An 18,322-nucleotide genomic window follows, 5' to 3' on the forward strand; every position below is an offset into this window, starting at 1 on the left:
CGCCTTCGCCGAAAGTACTGCAGCGCCAGGCTGCGGGAGGACAGGGCGTCGCGCTCATGCAGGGCGCTTCCGCATATCCAGGGCCTTCGGGCCCTTTTTCCTTTTCTGGGGCCGCAAGGCCCCTTTCTGTATCGGGGGCGGCAGGGCCTCTCCCGTATCGCGGGCCGGACCCGAAGCGAGCCTCCGGCCCGTTGCGATTCGTCAAATGCTCGCAGCATTCAACAGGTGGCATTGCGCATGGGCTTCGGCACCTTCTCGAGGTCCTGTCCATTCTGGTCCTTGCCCGCCTTCCTTGGAACCTGCTGAACGCTACGAGCATTTAAGACGGTCGCTACCTCACGAGCTTATGGGCGCCGGTCCAGTTTTCGTGACTTGGAGCCATCTTGCTATGGCCTGTTTGGGCCGCTGGGAGCCTTGCTTGCGTGCTTTATGAGCCGCAGAGTGCTTCGAAAATGATTCTTTATCGCTCACAATTACAGTACGAAGCAAAGAGTGAGTTCTTTGCTCAAGCGAATTGCGCATCGTAATCGCGACGTGAAGGGGAGTGATGTAGATGATGAAATCCATGACGAAGAGAGTAGTGCTCGGCGTGCCGACGGTGGCATTGTCTGCGGCACTCGCGTGCACGTTGGCCGGTTGCGGCGGCGGCACAAATGACGCTGCGAAAAACGAGGCAAACGATACCGCTCCCGCTGCTCAAGAGGCGGAAAATTCCTCAAAAGGCGAGCCTGAGGCGGCTCCTGAGGCCGCGCCCGAAAAGGAAACGTCGATCGATTGCGAGTCGTTCAGCGCAACGGCCGCCGATGGGTGGGAGCTCGTAGACCCCGATAAGTTTGGTCAGGAAGCTAAGTTCTATCCAGAGGGGTCGCAGCACGTTCTGTCGGTTCGTACCGAGAATCGCGATATTCCGACTACGCTTGAATCGCTGCAAAGCGTTTTCGACAACAAGGGCGTTGTTGACGAGGTTGAGACCAATGGCACGACGTGGACCCGTTTCACCATGCCCGACAATAGCGTGCGCCTGCTTGGCGCGTCTTCGAACGGTCGAACGGTCAATGTGACGATTGCTTGGCAAATTGGGTGGGACGCCGCCGTTCCTATGGTTGAAAACATCGTTGTGAAGTAAGCAAACGCACAACCGAGGCTCTATCTGCCCGCGTCGAAAACGTTCGAAACGCGTTGGACGTCCAGGTGCCAAGGCTCTTTCCCATTATGAATTCAGGGTTGGATGGGTTGAGTTTAAGGGTGCCATTCTAGGCTGCAAAGCGAAGGGGAGTGATGGAAATGGTGAAGCCCATAACGAAGAAGGTACTGTTTGGCATGCCCGCGGTTGCGCTGTCTGCTGCGCTCGCATGCACAATGGTCGGATGCGGTGGGGGGCCGACCGACGGCACGCAGGGCGAGCCGGGCGGCGAGGCTCCTGCAGAGCAAAAGGCCTACGAATCTCAGCAGGTCGAGGTGATGGGGTTCACGATTGAATCCCTCGCAGATGGCACGTACTACCGCGGCGATGTTTACAAGCAGGATGGTTTCTATCTGCGCGTAAAGATCACGAACAATAACGAGAAGGCTAAGCAGAGGACTACCGTCGGGCCAATCGCCGCTTTCGGCGAGCTCGAGGCGACCGATCCTACGTTCCATGGCTCGGCTAAAGGCCTGCTTTCTTTCGAGCTCAATAAGCCCGAGGGACTGAGCGAGGGTGCCCAAATTGAGGGCAACCCGTATATCGAGCCTGGTGAAAGCATCGAGTGGGTCTATTTCTGGGAGACTAAAGACAATTATTACGGACCCATTTCTGTTGGATTCTTTGGCAATGTCGCTCCCAGCGAGAACTGTGGCGTGATGCATTTCGATACCACCGACGGCATGACCGACGAGATGAAGGCCGCAAACGCTGAAGCCGAAGCCATCGCGGCAAAGGGCGGCGTCGATTACAGCGCATATAGCGTGACGGCTGCCAAGGGTTGGGCGCTTGTCGAGACCAATGACGATCGCGGCTCCGCTGTATTCAATCCTGACGGGTCGACCAAGCGCTTCCAGACCAAGATTATGTCGCGCGAGCCTTTGGCTGAAGCCGAAGCCATTCAGGGCAACTACAACGGCAAGGGCGTTCTCGACGAAGTCGACGTCAAGGGCGTGACGTGGACGCGTTATACCGCGGAAACCGGTACCGTGTACATGTATGCGAAGGCTCCGTGCGGCAAGACCGTGCATATGTTCTTCGACAATGGCATCACGTGGGACGATGCTCTGCCCATGATGGAAAACGTTGTTCTGAAGTAGGGCGCTTCAGGACGAGTCCCTCGCAATGTTGATAAAGGGCTGGCATCGTGGCGTTTAGCTGGTCCTGACATCGGCCTATGGGGGCCAAAAAAGGAAAACCCGCGAAAGCGGGTTTTCCTTTGTTCTGGGTATTCGTTCGCGCAAAGCGGAAAGGCTAGTTGTCGAACGCGCCTTCGTTCCAAGCTTCGATGTTCTCGATGCGGATGATTGAAGAAACGGCTTTCACGGAATCGAGCGCCTCGAGGTCGGCGCGGGCCTTCTCGATATCGCTTTCCTTGGCAGCGTGCGTCATGTAAATGAGCGTGCAGGTTTCGTCGTCTTCCGATTTCGTCTGGTTGATGTCCGAAATGGAAATGTTGTCATCGGCGAGCACTTTTGTGGTTTCGGCAAGCACGCCGAGCTTGTCAGCCACGGTAAGGCGAATGTAGTAACGCGTCTCCAGGTCGGCGATGTCGCGAATGGCGAGGTTGTGACCGAAAGGCTCGCTTTCGGGAATGATTTCTTTGCCGTGCGCGATGTGGTCGGCAAGCGACATCACGTCGCCCACTACCGCGCTTGCGGTGGGGAAGGAACCAGCGCCCGCGCCGTAGAACATGGTCTCGCCCACGGCGTCGCCGACGATGAACACGGCGTTCATGGCGCCCGAGACGCTCGCGAGTTGATGCGTTGCCGGAATCATGGTGGGGTGCACGCGCACGTCGACGCCGCTTTCGGTGTTGCGCGCAATGGCGAGCAGCTTAATGGCGTAGCCGAATTGGCGCGCCATTTCGATATCGGTGGCGGAAACGTTGCGAATGCCTTGCATGAACACATCGTCGGTGTTCACGCGCGTGCGGAAGCCAATGGAGGCAAGAATCGCGATCTTCGAAGCAGCGTCGAAGCCGTCGACGTCGGCCGTGGGGTCGGCCTCAGCGTAACCCAGGCGCTGCGCGTCGGCGAGCACCTCATCAAAGCCCAGGCCTTCGTTGGCCATGCGCGAAAGAATGTAGTTCGTGGTGCCGTTCATAATGCCGGCAATGGTCAGAATTTCGTTGCCGACCAAGTCGTGCTCGAGCGCGCTCACCACGGGAATGCCGCCAGCTGCGGCCGCTTCGCACTTGATTTGCACGCCGTGGCTGTTCGCGAGTTTAGCCAGGTGCTCAACATGGCGGCCGAGCAGTGCCTTGTTCGCGGAAACCACGTGCTTGCCGTGCGCGAACGAGTCCTCGAAAATTTCCGTCGCGGGATGCTCGCCGCCAATGAGCTCGATCACGATGTCGATATTGGGGTCGCTCGTGACATCTTGCCAGTTGGTGGTGAAGATGTCTGCGATGCCGAGATTCTTCGCTTCTGCATCGTTGCGGCTGCATGCGCGCTTAATTTGAAGGTCGATGCCGTAGTGCTCCACGTAATCGTCGTGGTGGCGCTGAATAAGGCGCACTACGCCTCCACCGACAGTTCCCAAACCAATAATGCCAATGTTGACGCTGCGCATTCGCGCCTCCTTATCTTCGGAGTTCGTGTTCCGCCTATTGTCGCTCATATGCGCGTATTAGCGGCCCGCATTCGGCAAGTGCAAAAAACGAGCAGCTGAATGCATCGCGGTGACGAGTGCCAAAACAGCCGTGGCGTCGAGCACGCGGTCGATGAACGTTGCGATAACGTGCGCGCCTGCCTGGGGCATTCCAATGCCCATGAAATAACTTTCGTAGGCAATTTCGAATGGCGTGGTGATCACTCCGTAGGCGAGCATGTTGGTAAGGACGAGCGAAATCGCCGACTGCAGAACCGCGATGGTAAGTACGGCGCATACTGCCGCACGAAACGTGCCGAGTTTTGCTCGCCAGGCGCGCAGGAAAACGCCGTAGATAAGAACCACCACGGCGCATTCGCCATAGAACAGCAAGTTGCCCGCATTTCCGTTGATGAGCGCCAGAATAAGGCTGTCGATGAAGCCGACAATGAAGCCCGCCGCAGGTTCAAGCGCGAATGCCGCAAGCGCCGTGCCCGTGGTGTCGAGCCATACGGGAAAGCCCAGAAGCGACATCGTGCCATACAGGGCGCAATCGAGCAGAGCGAACGCCGTCATGCATGCGAGGTATTTCCCGACGCGCGGGTTCTTCTGGAAATAGGCTCGAATTGACGCGGGCGTCGCCTTGAGGCTGCTCGGCGCATGCATGCGCGCGAAGGAATTCGTCTCGAAATAGCGCTCGCTGTTCTCGCCAATTTGACGCAACTGGTCGAGGAAGCTGCCCGTGATAATGCCGGCGGGAAGCGCGATTACCAAAATGCCCACAATCGATGCTGCGATAACGATGATTTTGCCCGATTCCGTCGTGGGCGTAAGGTCGCCGTAGCCGATGGTCGTGAGGGTGACGGCTGCCCAATACAGAGCGTCGATGAATGTGTCGAACGTGTCGGGCTCGTTGCAAAACATGAGAAGCGCCACCATGAACACGTACAGGCCCACCAGCACGAGTGCGAGGGTGAGCGTGCGGCGCTCCGATGCGAACGTGTTGACGATAACGGCAAGACGGCGCGAATAGCGCATGATACGCACCACGCGCAGCGCGCGAAGGAACATGAAGCTCGCGGGCAAAACGCCAAGCGAGGGCAGAATGGCGGCGAGGTCGATGAGCGCGGTTACCGTGAACGGGTATTTCACGAAAGCTTTCCAATCGCCCCGGCGACCTTCTTTTATGTCATGGGTGATCCAACGCAGCAGGTAGTCGAAGAACAGGATGTATACCGTGACAAAATCGAGCGCGGTGAACGCGAACTGCCATGCGCTGGGAAGCCGGTCGACGTGGAACATGAGCGGAACGATGCTCGCAAACGCGACGGCGACCAGGAATATGTCGTAAAGACGGCTCGCGCGGTCGTCTTTTTGCGCGATTTGCACGATTTGGAAGATTCTGGTTCTCATAGGGCGCTTTCTTCGAATGGATGATTGAAGTGTAGCCTATGGTGAAGTGTTCGACTGACTTGATTAGGCTGGTCTTCTATAATCCGAGAGGTTTTGATTCTTTTTGCGGAAAGGGTGCGGCAATGGCAAACCATGCGGAATTCGATGCGTTCGTTGAAACGATTGCGAAGCTGCGCGCGCCCGATGGCTGTCCGTGGGATCGCGAGCAGACGCACGCGAGCATTGCGCACAACATGATCGAAGAGGCTTACGAGGCCGTCGACGCCATTGAGGCGCACGATACGGCCCATTTGCGCGAGGAGCTGGGCGACGTGTTGCTGCAGGTGGTGCTGCAAAGCCAAATCGCGGCCGATGCGGGCGAGTTCACGATCGATGACGTGTGCCGCGACATCAACGAGAAAATAGTGCGTCGACATCCTCATATTTTCGGGGAAGTGCAGGCTTCGACGCCTGAAGAGGTGACCGATATTTGGGATGCTGTGAAAATGCGCGAGCGCGAAGCGGCGATGGGCGAGGCGGCTGGTGCGGAAAAGCCCGATGGCCTTCTCGATGGCGTGCCCACGAGCTTTCCGGCGCTCATGCAGGCGCAAAAGATTTCGCGCAAGGCGGTCGCCGTGGGCTTTGAATGGCCCGACGAGGCGGGCGTGTGGGCGAAAGTCGCGGAGGAAATCGAGGAATTCAAGGAAGCCGAAACGTCCGAGGACCGCGAGCTTGAATTCGGCGACATTCTGTTCGCGCTCGTGAATGTGGCGCGCTGGAATGGCGTTGATGCCGAAAACGCGTTGCGCGCGACGTGCGCGAAATTCCGTCGTCGTTGGAGCTTTATGGAAGGTGCGGCATGGGCGCGTGGCGAGCGCCTCGAAGACCTTTCGACCGATGCTCAAGAGGAGTTGTGGCAGCAAGCGAAGGCACGTGAGCGCGAGGTGGCGGAGGCTCGCGAGGCTTAAACGAGTTTTGGGGTCGAGCGTGCCTTCTGACGCGGGGCCGACGGCGGCGCTGTTATGGCCGTGGGCGGTTGCGGAGCGTGGGCTCGCGCGCCGCTTGCGGATAAATAGTCCAGTTCGCACGTTTTCCGCATGTGAAATGGGATGAAGCCTGTAACAATTGCCCATAAGCCGCAATGGCGGCTGATGGGGGTTGCGGGAGAAAGGCTTCCCATGAAGGCGAAAATGATTCATCGGTGCATTCACGTGCTCGATTTGGAAAAATCGCTCGCGTTCTACAAACGCGCATTCGGGCTTGAGGTGGTTCGCGAGATTACTCGCGCAGAAGGCTCTCGCAAGATTGTCTACATAGGAAATGACACCACCGATTTCGAACTGGAGCTCGTGTGGGAAAGCGGCCGCACTGAAGCGTACGACAATGGGAGCAACGATACGCATTTGGCGTTTGCGGTCGACGACGTCGATGCCGCGCGTCTTCTGCATGATGAAATGGATTGCGTGTGCCACGAACTTGGCCGCGACGGCATTTATTTCATCGAAGACCCCGACGGCTGCTGCCTGGAAATCGTGCCCAGCGATTTGTGGGACTAGGCGATTTGCGAGAAGACTGGCCCTATCCGATAATGCATGAAGATAGTTGTTGGAGGGGGATATTCAATGGTTCAGTATCGCGTTCCTCGTGAGGAGCTTCCGTATGATCCCGCTAATCGGGAATCGATTGTCGAGTATGTGCAGAAGCTTGTTGGGCATACGTTGCGCGAATCGTGCGATGTCGATTCGTTTTCGAGCAAGAAGGGGAACAAGGGCAAGCTTGGTCAAGCGATTGAGTATTGCTATTTCGAATATGAACCGAACTCTGCGCAAGAGCCCGATTTCCCCGAAGTTGGTCTTGAATTAAAAACGAACCCAGTTAAACGGAAAAAGGATAAGACGCTTTCGGCGAAGGAGCGTCTTGTTCTGACTTTGATCGATTATTGTACGCTTGTGGATGAGACGTGGGAGAGCTCAACTGTTCGGAGCAAAATGGACGACATGTTGCTCATTACGTTTCTGCATGAGTCCGAAAAGGACGAATTCGATTATGAATTCGAGTTCGTTGGAACGCCGATGATTCCCCTGGAAGACATGGCGGTAATTCACGATGACTGGGAAACCATCGTCGCGAAAGTGAAAGCTGGCCTTGCCCATGAAATATCGGGCGGCGATACGAATTACTTGGAAGCGTGTACAAAAGGCGCAAGCGCTAAAACGGTTCGAAAGCAACCGTATTCGGACATTATGGCGAAACAGCGTGCGTTCGCGCTGAAATCGTCGTATATGACGGCGTTTTATGACAAGAATATTTGCCTCGAATCGATCATGCGTCGTCGCGGCGAAGAATCGATGGGCCTTGAAGACCTGGTGAAAGCTCGAATTGGGGAATATGTTGGTACGACCAATATCGAGCTTGGCAGCCGATTTGGCTTGAATCCTAGGAGCAAGAGCTTCAATGCTCTGCTGACAAAAGCGATGCTTGGAGTTGGTCAGGAAAATGAAATTGCCGAATTTTCGAAGGCGGGTATAACCGTTAGGACAATTCGTCTTGAGCAAAATGGGCGAATTCGCGAGCATATTTCTTTTCCTGCGTTCGAATTCGCCGATTTGCTTGCTGAGACGGAATGGGAAGATTCCGAATTCGGCAAGGTGTGCAACTCAAAATTCCTCTTTGTGGTGTTCAAGAAGAATGAACGGGGTGTCTACGAATTGCGTGGCTGCGAATTCTGGTCGATGCCTGCGGAAATGGTCGATGCTGCTGAGGCGACGTGGAAAGAGACAAGGCACGTGGTTGAAAGAGGCGTCGAGTTTATTCAATGCATGCCTTACTGCAAGGATGGCTATCCAACCATCGAAAATGATCTTCCTGGTTCCGATTTCAACCGCATTGCTCACGTTCGTCCGCACGCCTCTCAACGTGCATACCGTTTTGCGGATGGCACCGTGGTTGGAAACGTCGCAAGGGATGCGAGCGTGTTGCCCGATGGCCGCGCGATGACAAAACAGAGCTTCTGGCTCGATAAAGAAGTCATCGAAAAACTTCTCAAAGACCGTGGGTATTGATTTCGTTGAATGGTGATTTTCGATCTTGCTTCAACTCTGGTGACGCGAGGCTGCCGCTCCGCCTAAAATATTGATTTTTGAATTTGGGCTAAATTTGACCTAGATGCGGGGTTTCGATATGACTATTCGTGTTGCCGAGCTTTTCGCTGGCGTGGGTGGGTTTCGCCTTGCCTTGGATGGCTACGACGACGAGGGCCATGGTTGGCACCTTCCTGCCGCAGGCTCCTATGAAACGATTTGGGCTAATCAATGGGAACCCCCCGGAACCGCCACGAAGCAATTTGCTGCCGACTGCTACAAGCTCCGTTTCGGCGATGACTCAGTGGTAAACGAGGACATCGAAAAGGTTCTTGACCAGGTCGAAGCTGGTGAGATGGTGATTCCCGAGCACGATATGGTCGTGGGCGGTTTTCCGTGCCAGGACTATTCTGTCGCTCGTCCTTTGAGCCAGGCGAACGGAATCGAGGGCAAAAAAGGCGTTCTTTGGTGGCAGATTTATCGTTTTCTGTATCTATGCTCGCCGAAGTATGCCCTGTTCGAGAATGTTGACCGTTTGCTTAAATCGCCCGCCTCGCAGCGTGGCCGCGATTTCGCAATTATGCTTGCTTGTTTGAACGAGCAAGGCTATTCGGTTGAGTGGCGTGTGGTGAATTCAGCCGATTACGGCGCGCCGCAGCGCCGCCGTCGCGTGTACATCTTTGCGCAGAAAAACGCTGAGCCCTGGAACCTTGAAGAACGAGTTTTGCGAAATGGCGTCATGGCGAGCGCTTTGCCCATTGTGCCAGCCGCGACGAAGCAAAATACACTTCATATCGAAGGCGAGCCCTACGAGATTAGCGAGAATTTCGGCAAGGGCCTTAAAGTGTCGCCGTTCTATAAGGCTGGCGCCATGCAAGATGGCGAGGTGTATACGGCTGAGGTAACTGCCGATTATCACGGCCCATTTGAGACTCTGGGCGATGTGCTCGTTGATGATTCCGACGTTCCTGAGTCGTACTTTATTGACGGCAACAAGCTCGAGCGCTGGGAGTATTTCAAGGGCGGAAAGAAGGAAGAGCGCACCCACGCTTCCGGTTTTACCTATATGTACTCGGAAGGTGGAATGGCGTTTCCTGATCCGGTCGATAAACCCTCTCGCACCATTCTGACGAGCGAAGGCGGGGCTGGCGCGTCTCGCACAAAGCACGCGGTGCGCGCACAAGACGGACGCGTCCGCCGATTGGTTCCCGATGAGCTTGACCAGCTGCAGACTTTTCCGAAAGGATGGACGAATAGCGGTATGACCGATGGTCGCCGTGCGTTTTGCATGGGCAACGCCCTGGTGGTGAGCATTGTTCATCGAATCGCTGAGGAGATCGCTCGTCGTGCTGGCGAACAGGCCGTTTCGTAGGAGAGGCATGAAAACAATCAACGTCGTTGCGGCCGTCATTGTGCATGACGGCAAGGTGTTCGCGACTCAGCGCGGGTATGGCGAGTTTGCTGGCGGGTGGGAATTTCCCGGTGGCAAGGTCGAGCCGGGCGAGACCCCCGAGCAGGCGTTGATTCGCGAGATTCGCGAAGAGCTCGAAACGACGGTTTCGGTCGATTCATTCGTGTACCAGGTAGAATACGATTACCCTGCGTTCCATCTGTCCATGGGGTGCTACCTGTGCTCCATCGTGGAGGGGCATTTGCATTTGCTGGAGCATTCGGCGGCGAAGTGGCTCGATGCGGCGAATCTTCGCTCGGTCGATTGGCTGCCCGCCGATATTGAAGTCGTTCATGCCCTCGAGGCTAAAGGAGTGCTTTCCTAAGTTGGCTTTCCCTGGAGAAAAATATCCGCTCGACATGGGCGAGCAAAATTGCCTTATTTCGAACATGCTTGCGTCGGAGAGCCTGCTGCTGCTCATCGGCGTTGTTGGCTCCATGATCGCGAGCGGAATTGCTTCGGGCGATTGGTTCGGTTCGATCATCGGGTTTGGATGGGCGCACGAAATCGCGCTGTCGTGCATGAAACTTTCTGCCATTGACACCATCGTGGCGGCTATTGCCGTGACCGTGATCGCTCTCGCCGTTGCCCACGCCATCGAATTCGTCGCGTTGCACACGACGTCGGGCAGGTTGAGCATCATTGCGAGCCGCCGCGGCCTCAATGGTGAAATTCCGCGCATCGATTCGTACGCTGTGTTCGCGGGCATGGCCGCGGCGGGCTTTGCCGAGGAGCTTTTGTTCCGCTTCGTGCTGGTGGGCGGAGCGGCCGTGCTTTTGGGCCTGTTCATTCCTGCCAAAATCGCCGTTATTGCCTCAATCGTTATTTCCACCGCCGTTTTCGTATATGCGCACGAGGAATATCGCGATTGGTACACGCTGTTGGTGTGCGTGGCGATGTCTCTTGTGATGTGCGTTGCGTTTGCGGTTACCGGCAGCTATATGGTGGTCGCGCTTGCCCATGCGGCGTACGACATCATCGATATCGAAATCGAGGGCTCGCGCATGGTGAATGAGGATGACTACTTCTTTGGCGAGGTTCCGCAAAGCGTGATGCTCGATATGTATGAGGAAATTTGCCGTGAAGAAAACGAGCGCACCAATCGCAAAGAGTAGCGCGCATCGAAATAGGTCGAAAAAAGGAGGAGCCCGCAGAACGATTGTGGGCTCCTCCTCATATAGGGACCGTTTTCCCTTACGCCATAATCTTGCGGAAGAGCTCGACTACCTGGTCGTGGTCGGCTTCGCGCGGATTGCCGGGGAAGCATGCGTCGGCCATGGCGTCGCTGGCCAGCTGCTCGAGGTCGCCTTCGACCAGGCCCGCGCACGTCTTGGGAATTTCGACGTCTTCAGAAAGCTGGCGCACGGCGGCAATGGCGGCGTCGGCGGCTTCTTCGGCGCTCATGCCCGCGGTGTCAACGCCCATCGCGCGAGCTACATCGGCCAAGCGATCGACGACGACAGGCTTGTTGAATTCCATTGCAATAGGCAGAAGCATCGCGCAGGCAACGCCGTGCGGCGTGTCGTAGTGCGCCGAAAGCGTGTGCGCCATGGAGTGGTCGATGCCCAAACCCACGTTGGAGAAGCCCATGCCGGCGACGTATTGGGCGAGCGCCATGCCTTCGCGGCCGCTCGCGGGCACGCCGCTTTTCGCTTCGGCCACCGCGTCGCGCAGGTTTTTCGAGATGAGCTCGATCGCCTTCAGGTGGAACATGTCGGAAAGCTCCCACGCGCCCTTGGTGGTGTAACCCTCGATCGCGTGTGTGAGCGCGTCCATGCCGGTGGCGGCGGTGAGGCTTGCGGGCATGGTCGCCATCATTTCGGGGTCGACAACGGCAACTTCAGGAATGTCATTCACGTCGACGCAGACGAACTTGCGCTCCCTTTCCGTGTCGGTAATCACGTAATTGATGGTGACTTCGGCCGCGGTACCGGCGGTGGTGGGCACGGCAATGGTGAACACGGCATGCTTGGTGGTAGGCGCGACGCCTTCAAGGCTTACCACGTCGGCGAACTCGGGGTTCGTGGCAATGATGCCAATGCCTTTCGCGGTATCCATGGCGCTGCCGCCGCCCACGGCCACGATGCAATCGGCGCCGCTGGCCTTGAAAGCCGCCACGCCCGCCTGCACGTTTTCGATGGTGGGGTTGGGCTTGATGTCGCTGAACATCTCCCACGCGATGCCTGCTTCATCGAGCACGTCGGTTACCTTTTTCGTGACGCCGAAGCGCACCAGGTCGGCGTCGGTTGCTACAAACACTTTCGAGAACTCGCGGCGGGTGATTTCGCCGGGAATTTCCTGAATTGCGCCTGCTCCGTGATAGGAAATGTTGTTTAAAACGAAGCGATTTGCCATAGCTGCCTCCTTGTGTCGACGGGCTGCCGTTGCGCGTTGCGTTTGCGGCGCGTCCCCTTTGGCGTGCCCGATTGCTTGTAAAAACAAGATACTCGTTTGCTCGTTGAGCGAGGCCGAAAATGACGTCGTTTTCGAATTGCCCGCCCGATCGGGAAAGCCTTTTGCAACGAAACATCAACATCGCGTGGCGCTCGCGTGGGCTTGCTTGACACCTGCGTGCGGCGAACTACAATCCTGTTTTAGCACTCAGGCATGTTGAGTGCTAACAATCGCCGCTACCACGCGCGAACGCGGGCCCATCGCCTGCGCCGCCTTGCGCGATACGGCGATTACCAGGGTACAAGCCGCTGGGCGGCAGGAACATAGAAAGGCATGGCCCCAATGAAGAAGTTCAAGACAGAGAGTAAAAAGCTGCTCGACCTCATGATCAATTCGATTTACACGAATAAGGAAATCTTCCTGCGCGAGCTTATCTCCAACGCGTCCGACGCCGTGGACAAGCTCTATTTCAAGAGCCTCACCGACACCGACGTGAAGCTTTCTAAAGATGAGCTGGCTATTCATGTGTCGTTCGACAAAGATGTGCGCACCGTTACCGTGAGCGATTCGGGCATCGGCATGACCAAAGACGAGCTCGAGAAGAACCTGGGCACCATCGCCCATTCCGGCTCCCTCGAGTTCAAGACCGAAAACGACAAGGCCCAGGGCGACGACGTGGATATCATCGGCCAGTTCGGCGTGGGCTTCTATTCCGCATTCATGGTCGCCAAAGAGGTGCGTGTCGTGAGCCGCGCGTTCGGCAGCGATGAGGCGTGGGCATGGGTCAGCGACGGCGTTGAGGGCTACACCATCGAGGAAGCCGAGCGCGCCGGGAACGGCACCGATATCATCCTCACGCTGAAAGACGATACCGACGAGGAAAAATACGACACGTACCTTTCCGAGTGGGGTCTGAAGAACCTTATCAAGAAGTACAGCAACTACGTGCGCTATCCCATTACCATGGATTGCGACAAGACGCGCGAAAAGCCGAAGCCCGAAGACGCCGGCGACGATTACAAGCCCGAATTCGAGCACTACACCGAGCGCGAGACCATCAATTCCATGGTGCCCATTTGGAAGCGCAGCAAGTCCGACGTGACCGATGAGGAATACAACGAGTTCTACAAGTCGAACTTCCACGACTTTGCCGATCCTGCGCGTACGATCAAGGTGCACGCCGAGGGTGCCCTTACCTATGACGCGTTGCTGTTCATTCCGAGCCGCGCGCCGTTCGACCTGTATAGCAAGGACTACAAGAAGGGCTTGGCGCTCTACAGCTCCAACGTGCTCATCATGGATAAGTGCGAAGAGCTTCTGCCCGATTGCTTCAACTTCGTGCGCGGCGTTGTCGATTCGGCCGATCTGCAGCTGAACATTTCGCGCGAGACGCTGCAGCACAACAGCCAGCTGCGTGCCATCGCCAACAAGCTCGAGAAGAAGATTAAGAGCGAGCTCGAGAAAATGCGCGACAACCATCGCGACGATTACGAGAAGTTCTTCGAGCAGTTCGGTCGCGGCCTGAAGTTCGGCATTTACCAGAGCTACGGCATGCAGAAAGGCCTGCTCGGCGACCTGCTGCTGTTCTATTCGGCCAAGCAGCAGAAGATGGTGACGTTCGAGGAATACACCGCCGCCATGCCCACCGACCAGAAGGCGATTTACTATGCCGCCGGCGATTCGACCGACCGCTTGGCGAAGCTGCCTGTGGTGAATTCGGTGCTCGACCGTGGCTACGACGTGCTGTTGTGCACGCAGGACGTTGACGAGTTCACGTTCCAGACCATGCAAACCTGGGGCGAGGGCGAGTCGGCCAAGGAGTTGAAGAACGTCGCTTCGGGCGATTTGGGCCTGGAGACCGAGGACGAAAAGAAGGCCGCCGAAGACGCCACGAAGGAAAACGAAGGCCTGTTCGGCGCTATGAAGGATGCTCTGGGCGACGCCGTGACGAAGGTTGCGGTGTCCACGAAGCTTGCCACGGCCGAGGCCGCGCCGGCATGCATCACCGCCGAGGGCCCTGTGTCGCTCGAGATGGAGAAGATTCTCTCGCAGATGCCTGATATGGGCGAAGCTCCCAAGAGCGATCGCGTGCTCGAGATCAACGCTGCGCACCCCGTGTTCACCACGTTGAAGGCTGCGCAGGAAGCGGGTGACGCCGAAAAGGTGAAGACCTACGCGAGCCTGCTCTACAACCAGGCGCTGCTCGTCGAGGGCATGCCCCTGGAAGACCCGGTTGCCTTCGCGAACGCGGTTGCCTCGCTTATGAAATAGCCTGATCCACAACCTGTTACATGCTCGCAGCGTTTAACAGGTGGAGCGCTATGAGCGCATAACGCCTCTAAAACCCTTGCGATATCGCAAGGGTTTTTGTATTGTGGTGGCATTCTTGTTGGACGAGTTAAAAGGGAAACTCATGCTTTCTGTTTCGGAATGCGCGCAAATTTTGGGAGTGTCGACCGCCCGGGTCAGGCAGCTTATTGCCAACGGCTCGCTTGAAGCTACAAAGGTCGGGCGCTCATGGGTTTTACCGGAAGCTGCGGTCTACGATCGTCTATCGAAGAATCCGTCGTCGGGAAGGCCATCATCTTTGCCGGTCATACCTCACGATGAAGGAATGGCCGACCCCGCCAAAGATCATGCCGATTTGCCGCATCTCTTCGAAGAATGCAAGAAGGCCTTCTCCTTCTGCGTTCCGCTCGACGTTCTTCAGTCGGCCAAAACGCAAGAAGAGGCCGATTTCTACATGGAGCTATCTGATTTCTTTTTGCGTCAAAAACAGCGTGAGCTCGTGAAGCGCGGTGTGTACTGATGACGGACCGACCTACGCTCGTTGTGTTTGCCGGCGTGAATGGCGCAGGGAAATCGACGTTTTATCAATCGAGGCTTTGGTGCGAATGCGATGCCGATTCGCGCATGCCCCGTATCAATCCTGATGAAATAATTGTCGCTGCGGGAAAGGATTGGTCGTCGCCAACCGACCAACTTTGGGCGGGCAAGCAGGCGGTTGGCCGGGTTCGGGATAATTTCGCCCATATGAGGTCATTTAACCAGGAAACGACGCTTGCAGGGAAATCGGCGGTGGCGCGCATTCGGAAAGCGTATTCGCTGGGGTATAGGGTTCGGCTCTTTTATGTCGGCGTGGATTCCCCCGAAGTCGCTTTGGCCAGAATTCGCCATCGCGTGCAAGTTGGGGGTCATGACATTTCGCCTGAAGACGTCGAGCGGCGTTTCTCCGCGAGCATTTCCGCTCTGGGTGAGGTTTTGTCGTACACCCATGAGGCGGTGGTTCTTGACAATACCGACGGCTTCTCCCATCTTGCCGTTTGGAAGCATGGGACACTTTGTTGGTGGTCTTCCGAGAAAGCGAAGGCCCATCCGTGGTTTGCGCGTGCGATTCAACGCGAAGATTGGAGGGAATGAGTCCCCAATTGGAGCTCGCACCTGTCAAACGCTACGAGCGTGTAACAGGTGCGAGCATCGGCGGGCTTTCAGCATCGTTTCAGCATTGGCCGCTTTTCGTAGCGGTGCGTTAACGATTCGGGCTTGCGTGCGCCTTGTCGGGTAGTATGGCAGTTTGTACTGACATATGCGGCGTGTGCCGCATAGGCCGACTCTTGAAGGAGCCCCATGGAATCGTTCGAAATCGTTCTGCTGCTGCTTGGATGCGTTCTTGTTTCAAGCATTTTCGACCAGGTATTTTCCCGCTTGGCCATGCCGCTTGTACAAATCGCCCTTGGCGCGGTGGTCGGTTTCTTCATCGCCGAAGATCCGTCGGTGGTTATTTCCGATCCTGAGCTCTTCCTGCTCATCTTCATCGCACCGCTGCTTTTCGACGAGTCGCGCCACGCCGACAAGGGCGCCCTTTGGAAAAACAAGGGGCACATCATTTCGCTCGCTATTGGCTTGGTGTTCATCACGACGCTCGTGGTCGGCTTCGTGCTGAACCTCATTGTGCCGTCCATTCCTCTTGCTGCCGCCTTCGCGTTGGGTGCCGCGCTCGGTCCCACCGACGCCGCCGCCGTTGCTGCCATGGGCAAAGACGTCAAGCTCACCGATCGCCAAAAGTCGCTGCTTTCGGGCGAGGCCCTGTTCAACGACGCATCGGGCGTCGTGGCGTTCGAGTTCGCCATCGCGGCGGCCATTACGGGAACGTTCTCGCTGTTCAACGCGACGGCTACCTTCCTGTTCGACTTTGTTGGCGGCGTGGTCGTGGGCCTTGCGCTTGCCGCGATCGTCATGTTCGTGCTTGGCCGCGTGCGCGCGCTTGGCCTTGAAACGCCCACGGTGTTCTTGCTGTTTGAAGTGGTCATGCCATTTTTCGCATACCTCACTGCCGAGCACTTCGCCGTGAGCGGCATTTTGGCTGTGGTCGCGGCCGCGCTGTTCATGAAATTCTACCCGAGCTCGCTTACCATCGAGTCGTCTCGCTACGCTGTGGCCAGCGAAAACGTGTGGGAGCTTATCGTATTCGTGATTAATGGCGTCGTGTTCGTGCTGCTGGGCATGAAACTTCCCGAGGTTATTCTGCCTACATGGAACGCATCAGGCAGCCAGGGTGGCGCGTGGCTCCTTGTTCTTATCGTGCTTATCACGGCCATCGTGCTTGGCGTGCGTTTCGCGTGGGTCGTGGTCATGGAGAAGCTCACGCGCAACCGCGAGGGCATCCGTCCGAAAATCAACGCCGATTTCCTGCGCAACGCAGCCGTGGTCACGCTTGCTGGCCCGAAGGGCGCCGTGACGCTTTCGGTCGTTATGTCGCTTCCGTACTTCATTACCGCCACGACGCCGTTCCCCAACCGCGACTTGCTCATCTTCCTTGCGTCGGGCGTTATCGTGCTCACGTTGCTCATCGCGAATTTCGTGGTGCCGCTGCTGGCTCCCGCTGAAGAAAGCGAAGGCGCGTCGCCGCGCTCGAAGGTGGAAGTCGACATCCTGCAGAACGTTATTGACGAACTTCTTGAGAAAGAAACGCCCGAAACAGCGGTGCCTACGCGTGTTACCGTGCAGGCATATCGCGATCGTATGAATTTGGTGCGCGAGCGCGAGGTTTCCGACGACACGCTGCGCGGCATGCGCATTGATGTTCTGGGCGACCAGCTCGAATTCGTGCGCGAAAAAATGGCGTCGGGCGAGGTGAGCCGAGCGGCGGGCGAGCGCTATGCGAGTACGCTCCACCACGGCATTGACGTGCTTAAGCGCGGCTCGTATTCGAAGCTTGCTTCGACGCTTGGCTCGGGCGCTCCTATTGTGGCGGGCGCGGGCGTTGCGCCTGGCGCGGTTATCGCGCGGCCCGATTTGCGCAAGAAAGCCCCGTTCACATGGACGGTTCGCTTCATTGTGGACAAGGTTCGCGGTTCGAATATGACCGATGAATGCAAGCGCGAAATGTCGAAGCTCATCATTGCCGCCGAAGAGCACGCCTTGCAGTATTTGGAAAGCATGGAGCCCGCGCTCGATGCCGAAGGCCGCCATGCCGCGGGGCTCTTGAAGAGCGAATACAACGCTAACCTTGCGGCGTTGCGCTTGCGCGTGGCCCGCGTGGAGGCGGAAGCTGCCGCCGAAGCTCGCGAGGAAGCGCGCGAGGCCGCTGAAGAGAAGTGCGCCGTGGCGCCCGATTCCACGGCGAAGCTCGAGGCCATAACGGGCATCGACATTCCGAAGGTCACTCCCGAAAGCAAGCGCGTGCTCGATGCCGTCGAGGTGCGCAAGGCTCAATTGGAGGCTGTGATGGAGTCGCCTTCCGAAACAGGCACGATTCCGTTCGTCGCGCCCGATTCCGATGATGCCGACCTGGCGACCAAGATGACCTCCGCGGCAAATGCTGTGGCCGATGCGGCATCGGCGGCTTCCGCTGCGCTCGCCGGCGAAGAAACGCATACGGGTCGCAAGGTGCGCGGCACGTTTTTTGGCAAGCGTCGCGTGAAAGCGAAAACGCGCGACATCGAGGCCGAGGCGCTTTCGATGGAGCTCGAACAAATTCGGCTCATGCGCGAGGCCGGCCGCCTTACCAACGCAGATGCACGCGAGCTGCGCGAAGAGGTATATATGTTGCAGATGGGCCTCGAGGCCAGGTAACAAGTGAAGCTTTGCGCGCGCCAGCTGCCTCGCGCTTCGACAGCTCGGGCGCCCGGCAATCCAACGCCCCCCGCTTCGGACGCCGATGCGGGGGGCGTTGGCATTTTGTCGCTCGCGATGCCCGCGCTGTCCAGAGTGCCGCTTTGACCAGCGCCC

At 57.2% G+C, this 18,322-nt stretch carries 15 protein-coding genes; 12 read left to right on the plus strand and 3 right to left on the minus strand.

The window, feature by feature from the left end; translation table 11 throughout:
• Positions 1-565 precede the first annotated feature (565 nt).
• Together Q0D41_RS05395 and Q0D41_RS05400 are read left to right on the plus strand one after the other, a co-directional pair.
• Positions 566-1,126, plus strand: coding sequence for a hypothetical protein (locus Q0D41_RS05395; protein ID WP_294376341.1), 561 nt, complete (start codon positions 566-568; stop codon positions 1,124-1,126).
• Positions 1,127-1,284: 158 nt separating this feature from the next.
• A complete protein-coding gene (locus Q0D41_RS05400; RefSeq protein WP_294376344.1) occupies positions 1,285-2,283 on the plus strand; it encodes a hypothetical protein in 999 nt (332 codons plus the stop codon).
• Positions 2,284-2,437: 154 nt separating this feature from the next.
• Here the strand turns inward: Q0D41_RS05400 and Q0D41_RS05405 are convergent, their stop codons facing one another.
• Positions 2,438-3,757: a homoserine dehydrogenase gene (locus Q0D41_RS05405; protein WP_294376347.1), complete on the minus strand. Its 1,320-nt coding sequence runs from the start codon at positions 3,755-3,757 to the stop codon at positions 2,438-2,440.
• A gap of 57 nt (positions 3,758-3,814) precedes the next feature.
• Positions 3,815-5,188, minus strand: coding sequence for an ion transporter (locus tag Q0D41_RS05410; RefSeq protein ID WP_294376349.1), 1,374 nt, complete (start codon positions 5,186-5,188; stop codon positions 3,815-3,817).
• Between the two features lie 122 nt (positions 5,189-5,310).
• On the opposite strand from Q0D41_RS05410, the gene mazG reads away from it, so the two are divergent.
• The 6 genes from mazG (at position 5,311) to Q0D41_RS05440 (ending at position 10,812) form a co-directional block, all read left to right on the plus strand.
• Positions 5,311-6,135: a nucleoside triphosphate pyrophosphohydrolase gene (gene mazG / locus Q0D41_RS05415; protein WP_294376352.1), complete on the plus strand. Its 825-nt coding sequence runs from the start codon at positions 5,311-5,313 to the stop codon at positions 6,133-6,135.
• A 210-nt stretch (positions 6,136-6,345) separates the two neighbouring features.
• Positions 6,346-6,723: a VOC family protein gene (locus Q0D41_RS05420; RefSeq protein WP_294376354.1), complete on the plus strand. Its 378-nt coding sequence runs from the start codon at positions 6,346-6,348 to the stop codon at positions 6,721-6,723.
• Between the two features lie 66 nt (positions 6,724-6,789).
• Positions 6,790-8,229 (plus strand): Sau3AI family type II restriction endonuclease, encoded by a 1,440-nt coding sequence (locus Q0D41_RS05425; protein ID WP_294376356.1) that lies wholly within the window; start codon positions 6,790-6,792, stop codon positions 8,227-8,229.
• A 118-nt stretch (positions 8,230-8,347) separates the two neighbouring features.
• Entirely contained in the window at positions 8,348-9,619 is a 1,272-nt protein-coding gene (gene dcm, locus Q0D41_RS05430; protein WP_294376360.1) for a DNA (cytosine-5-)-methyltransferase, read from the plus strand.
• Positions 9,620-9,626: 7 nt separating this feature from the next.
• Positions 9,627-10,022, plus strand: a complete 396-nt coding sequence (locus tag Q0D41_RS05435; protein WP_294376363.1) for a (deoxy)nucleoside triphosphate pyrophosphohydrolase — start codon at positions 9,627-9,629, stop codon at positions 10,020-10,022.
• A gap of 34 nt (positions 10,023-10,056) precedes the next feature.
• Entirely contained in the window at positions 10,057-10,812 is a 756-nt protein-coding gene (locus Q0D41_RS05440; RefSeq protein WP_294376366.1) for a CPBP family intramembrane glutamic endopeptidase, read from the plus strand.
• A 79-nt stretch (positions 10,813-10,891) separates the two neighbouring features.
• Here the strand turns inward: Q0D41_RS05440 and fucO are convergent, their stop codons facing one another.
• A complete protein-coding gene (gene fucO, locus Q0D41_RS05445) occupies positions 10,892-12,052 on the minus strand; it encodes a lactaldehyde reductase (RefSeq protein WP_294376367.1) in 1,161 nt (386 codons plus the stop codon).
• Positions 12,053-12,433: 381 nt separating this feature from the next.
• Between fucO and htpG the strand changes: the two genes are divergently transcribed.
• The 4 genes from htpG to Q0D41_RS05465 all read left to right on the plus strand — a co-directional run bounded on the left by htpG (position 12,434) and on the right by Q0D41_RS05465 (position 18,166).
• Positions 12,434-14,362 carry a molecular chaperone HtpG gene (htpG, locus tag Q0D41_RS05450; RefSeq protein WP_294376370.1) on the plus strand — a complete coding sequence of 643 codons (1,929 nt, stop codon included), beginning with the start codon at positions 12,434-12,436 and terminating at the stop codon, positions 14,360-14,362.
• Between the two features lie 40 nt (positions 14,363-14,402).
• A complete protein-coding gene (locus Q0D41_RS05455) occupies positions 14,403-14,900 on the plus strand; it encodes a helix-turn-helix domain-containing protein (RefSeq protein ID WP_294376375.1) in 498 nt (165 codons plus the stop codon).
• Positions 14,900-15,511: a zeta toxin family protein gene (locus Q0D41_RS05460; RefSeq protein ID WP_367113811.1), complete on the plus strand. Its 612-nt coding sequence runs from the start codon at positions 14,900-14,902 to the stop codon at positions 15,509-15,511. The genes Q0D41_RS05455 and Q0D41_RS05460 overlap by 1 nt, the downstream gene beginning before the upstream one ends.
• Positions 15,512-15,718: 207 nt before the next feature.
• Positions 15,719-18,166 carry a sodium:proton antiporter gene (locus Q0D41_RS05465; RefSeq protein WP_294376382.1) on the plus strand — a complete coding sequence of 816 codons (2,448 nt, stop codon included), beginning with the start codon at positions 15,719-15,721 and terminating at the stop codon, positions 18,164-18,166.
• Positions 18,167-18,322 lie beyond the last annotated feature (156 nt).

Origin of the sequence: uncultured Slackia sp., from assembly GCF_934630525.1 — a bacterium.
GTDB lineage: Bacteria > Actinomycetota > Coriobacteriia > Coriobacteriales > Eggerthellaceae > Slackia.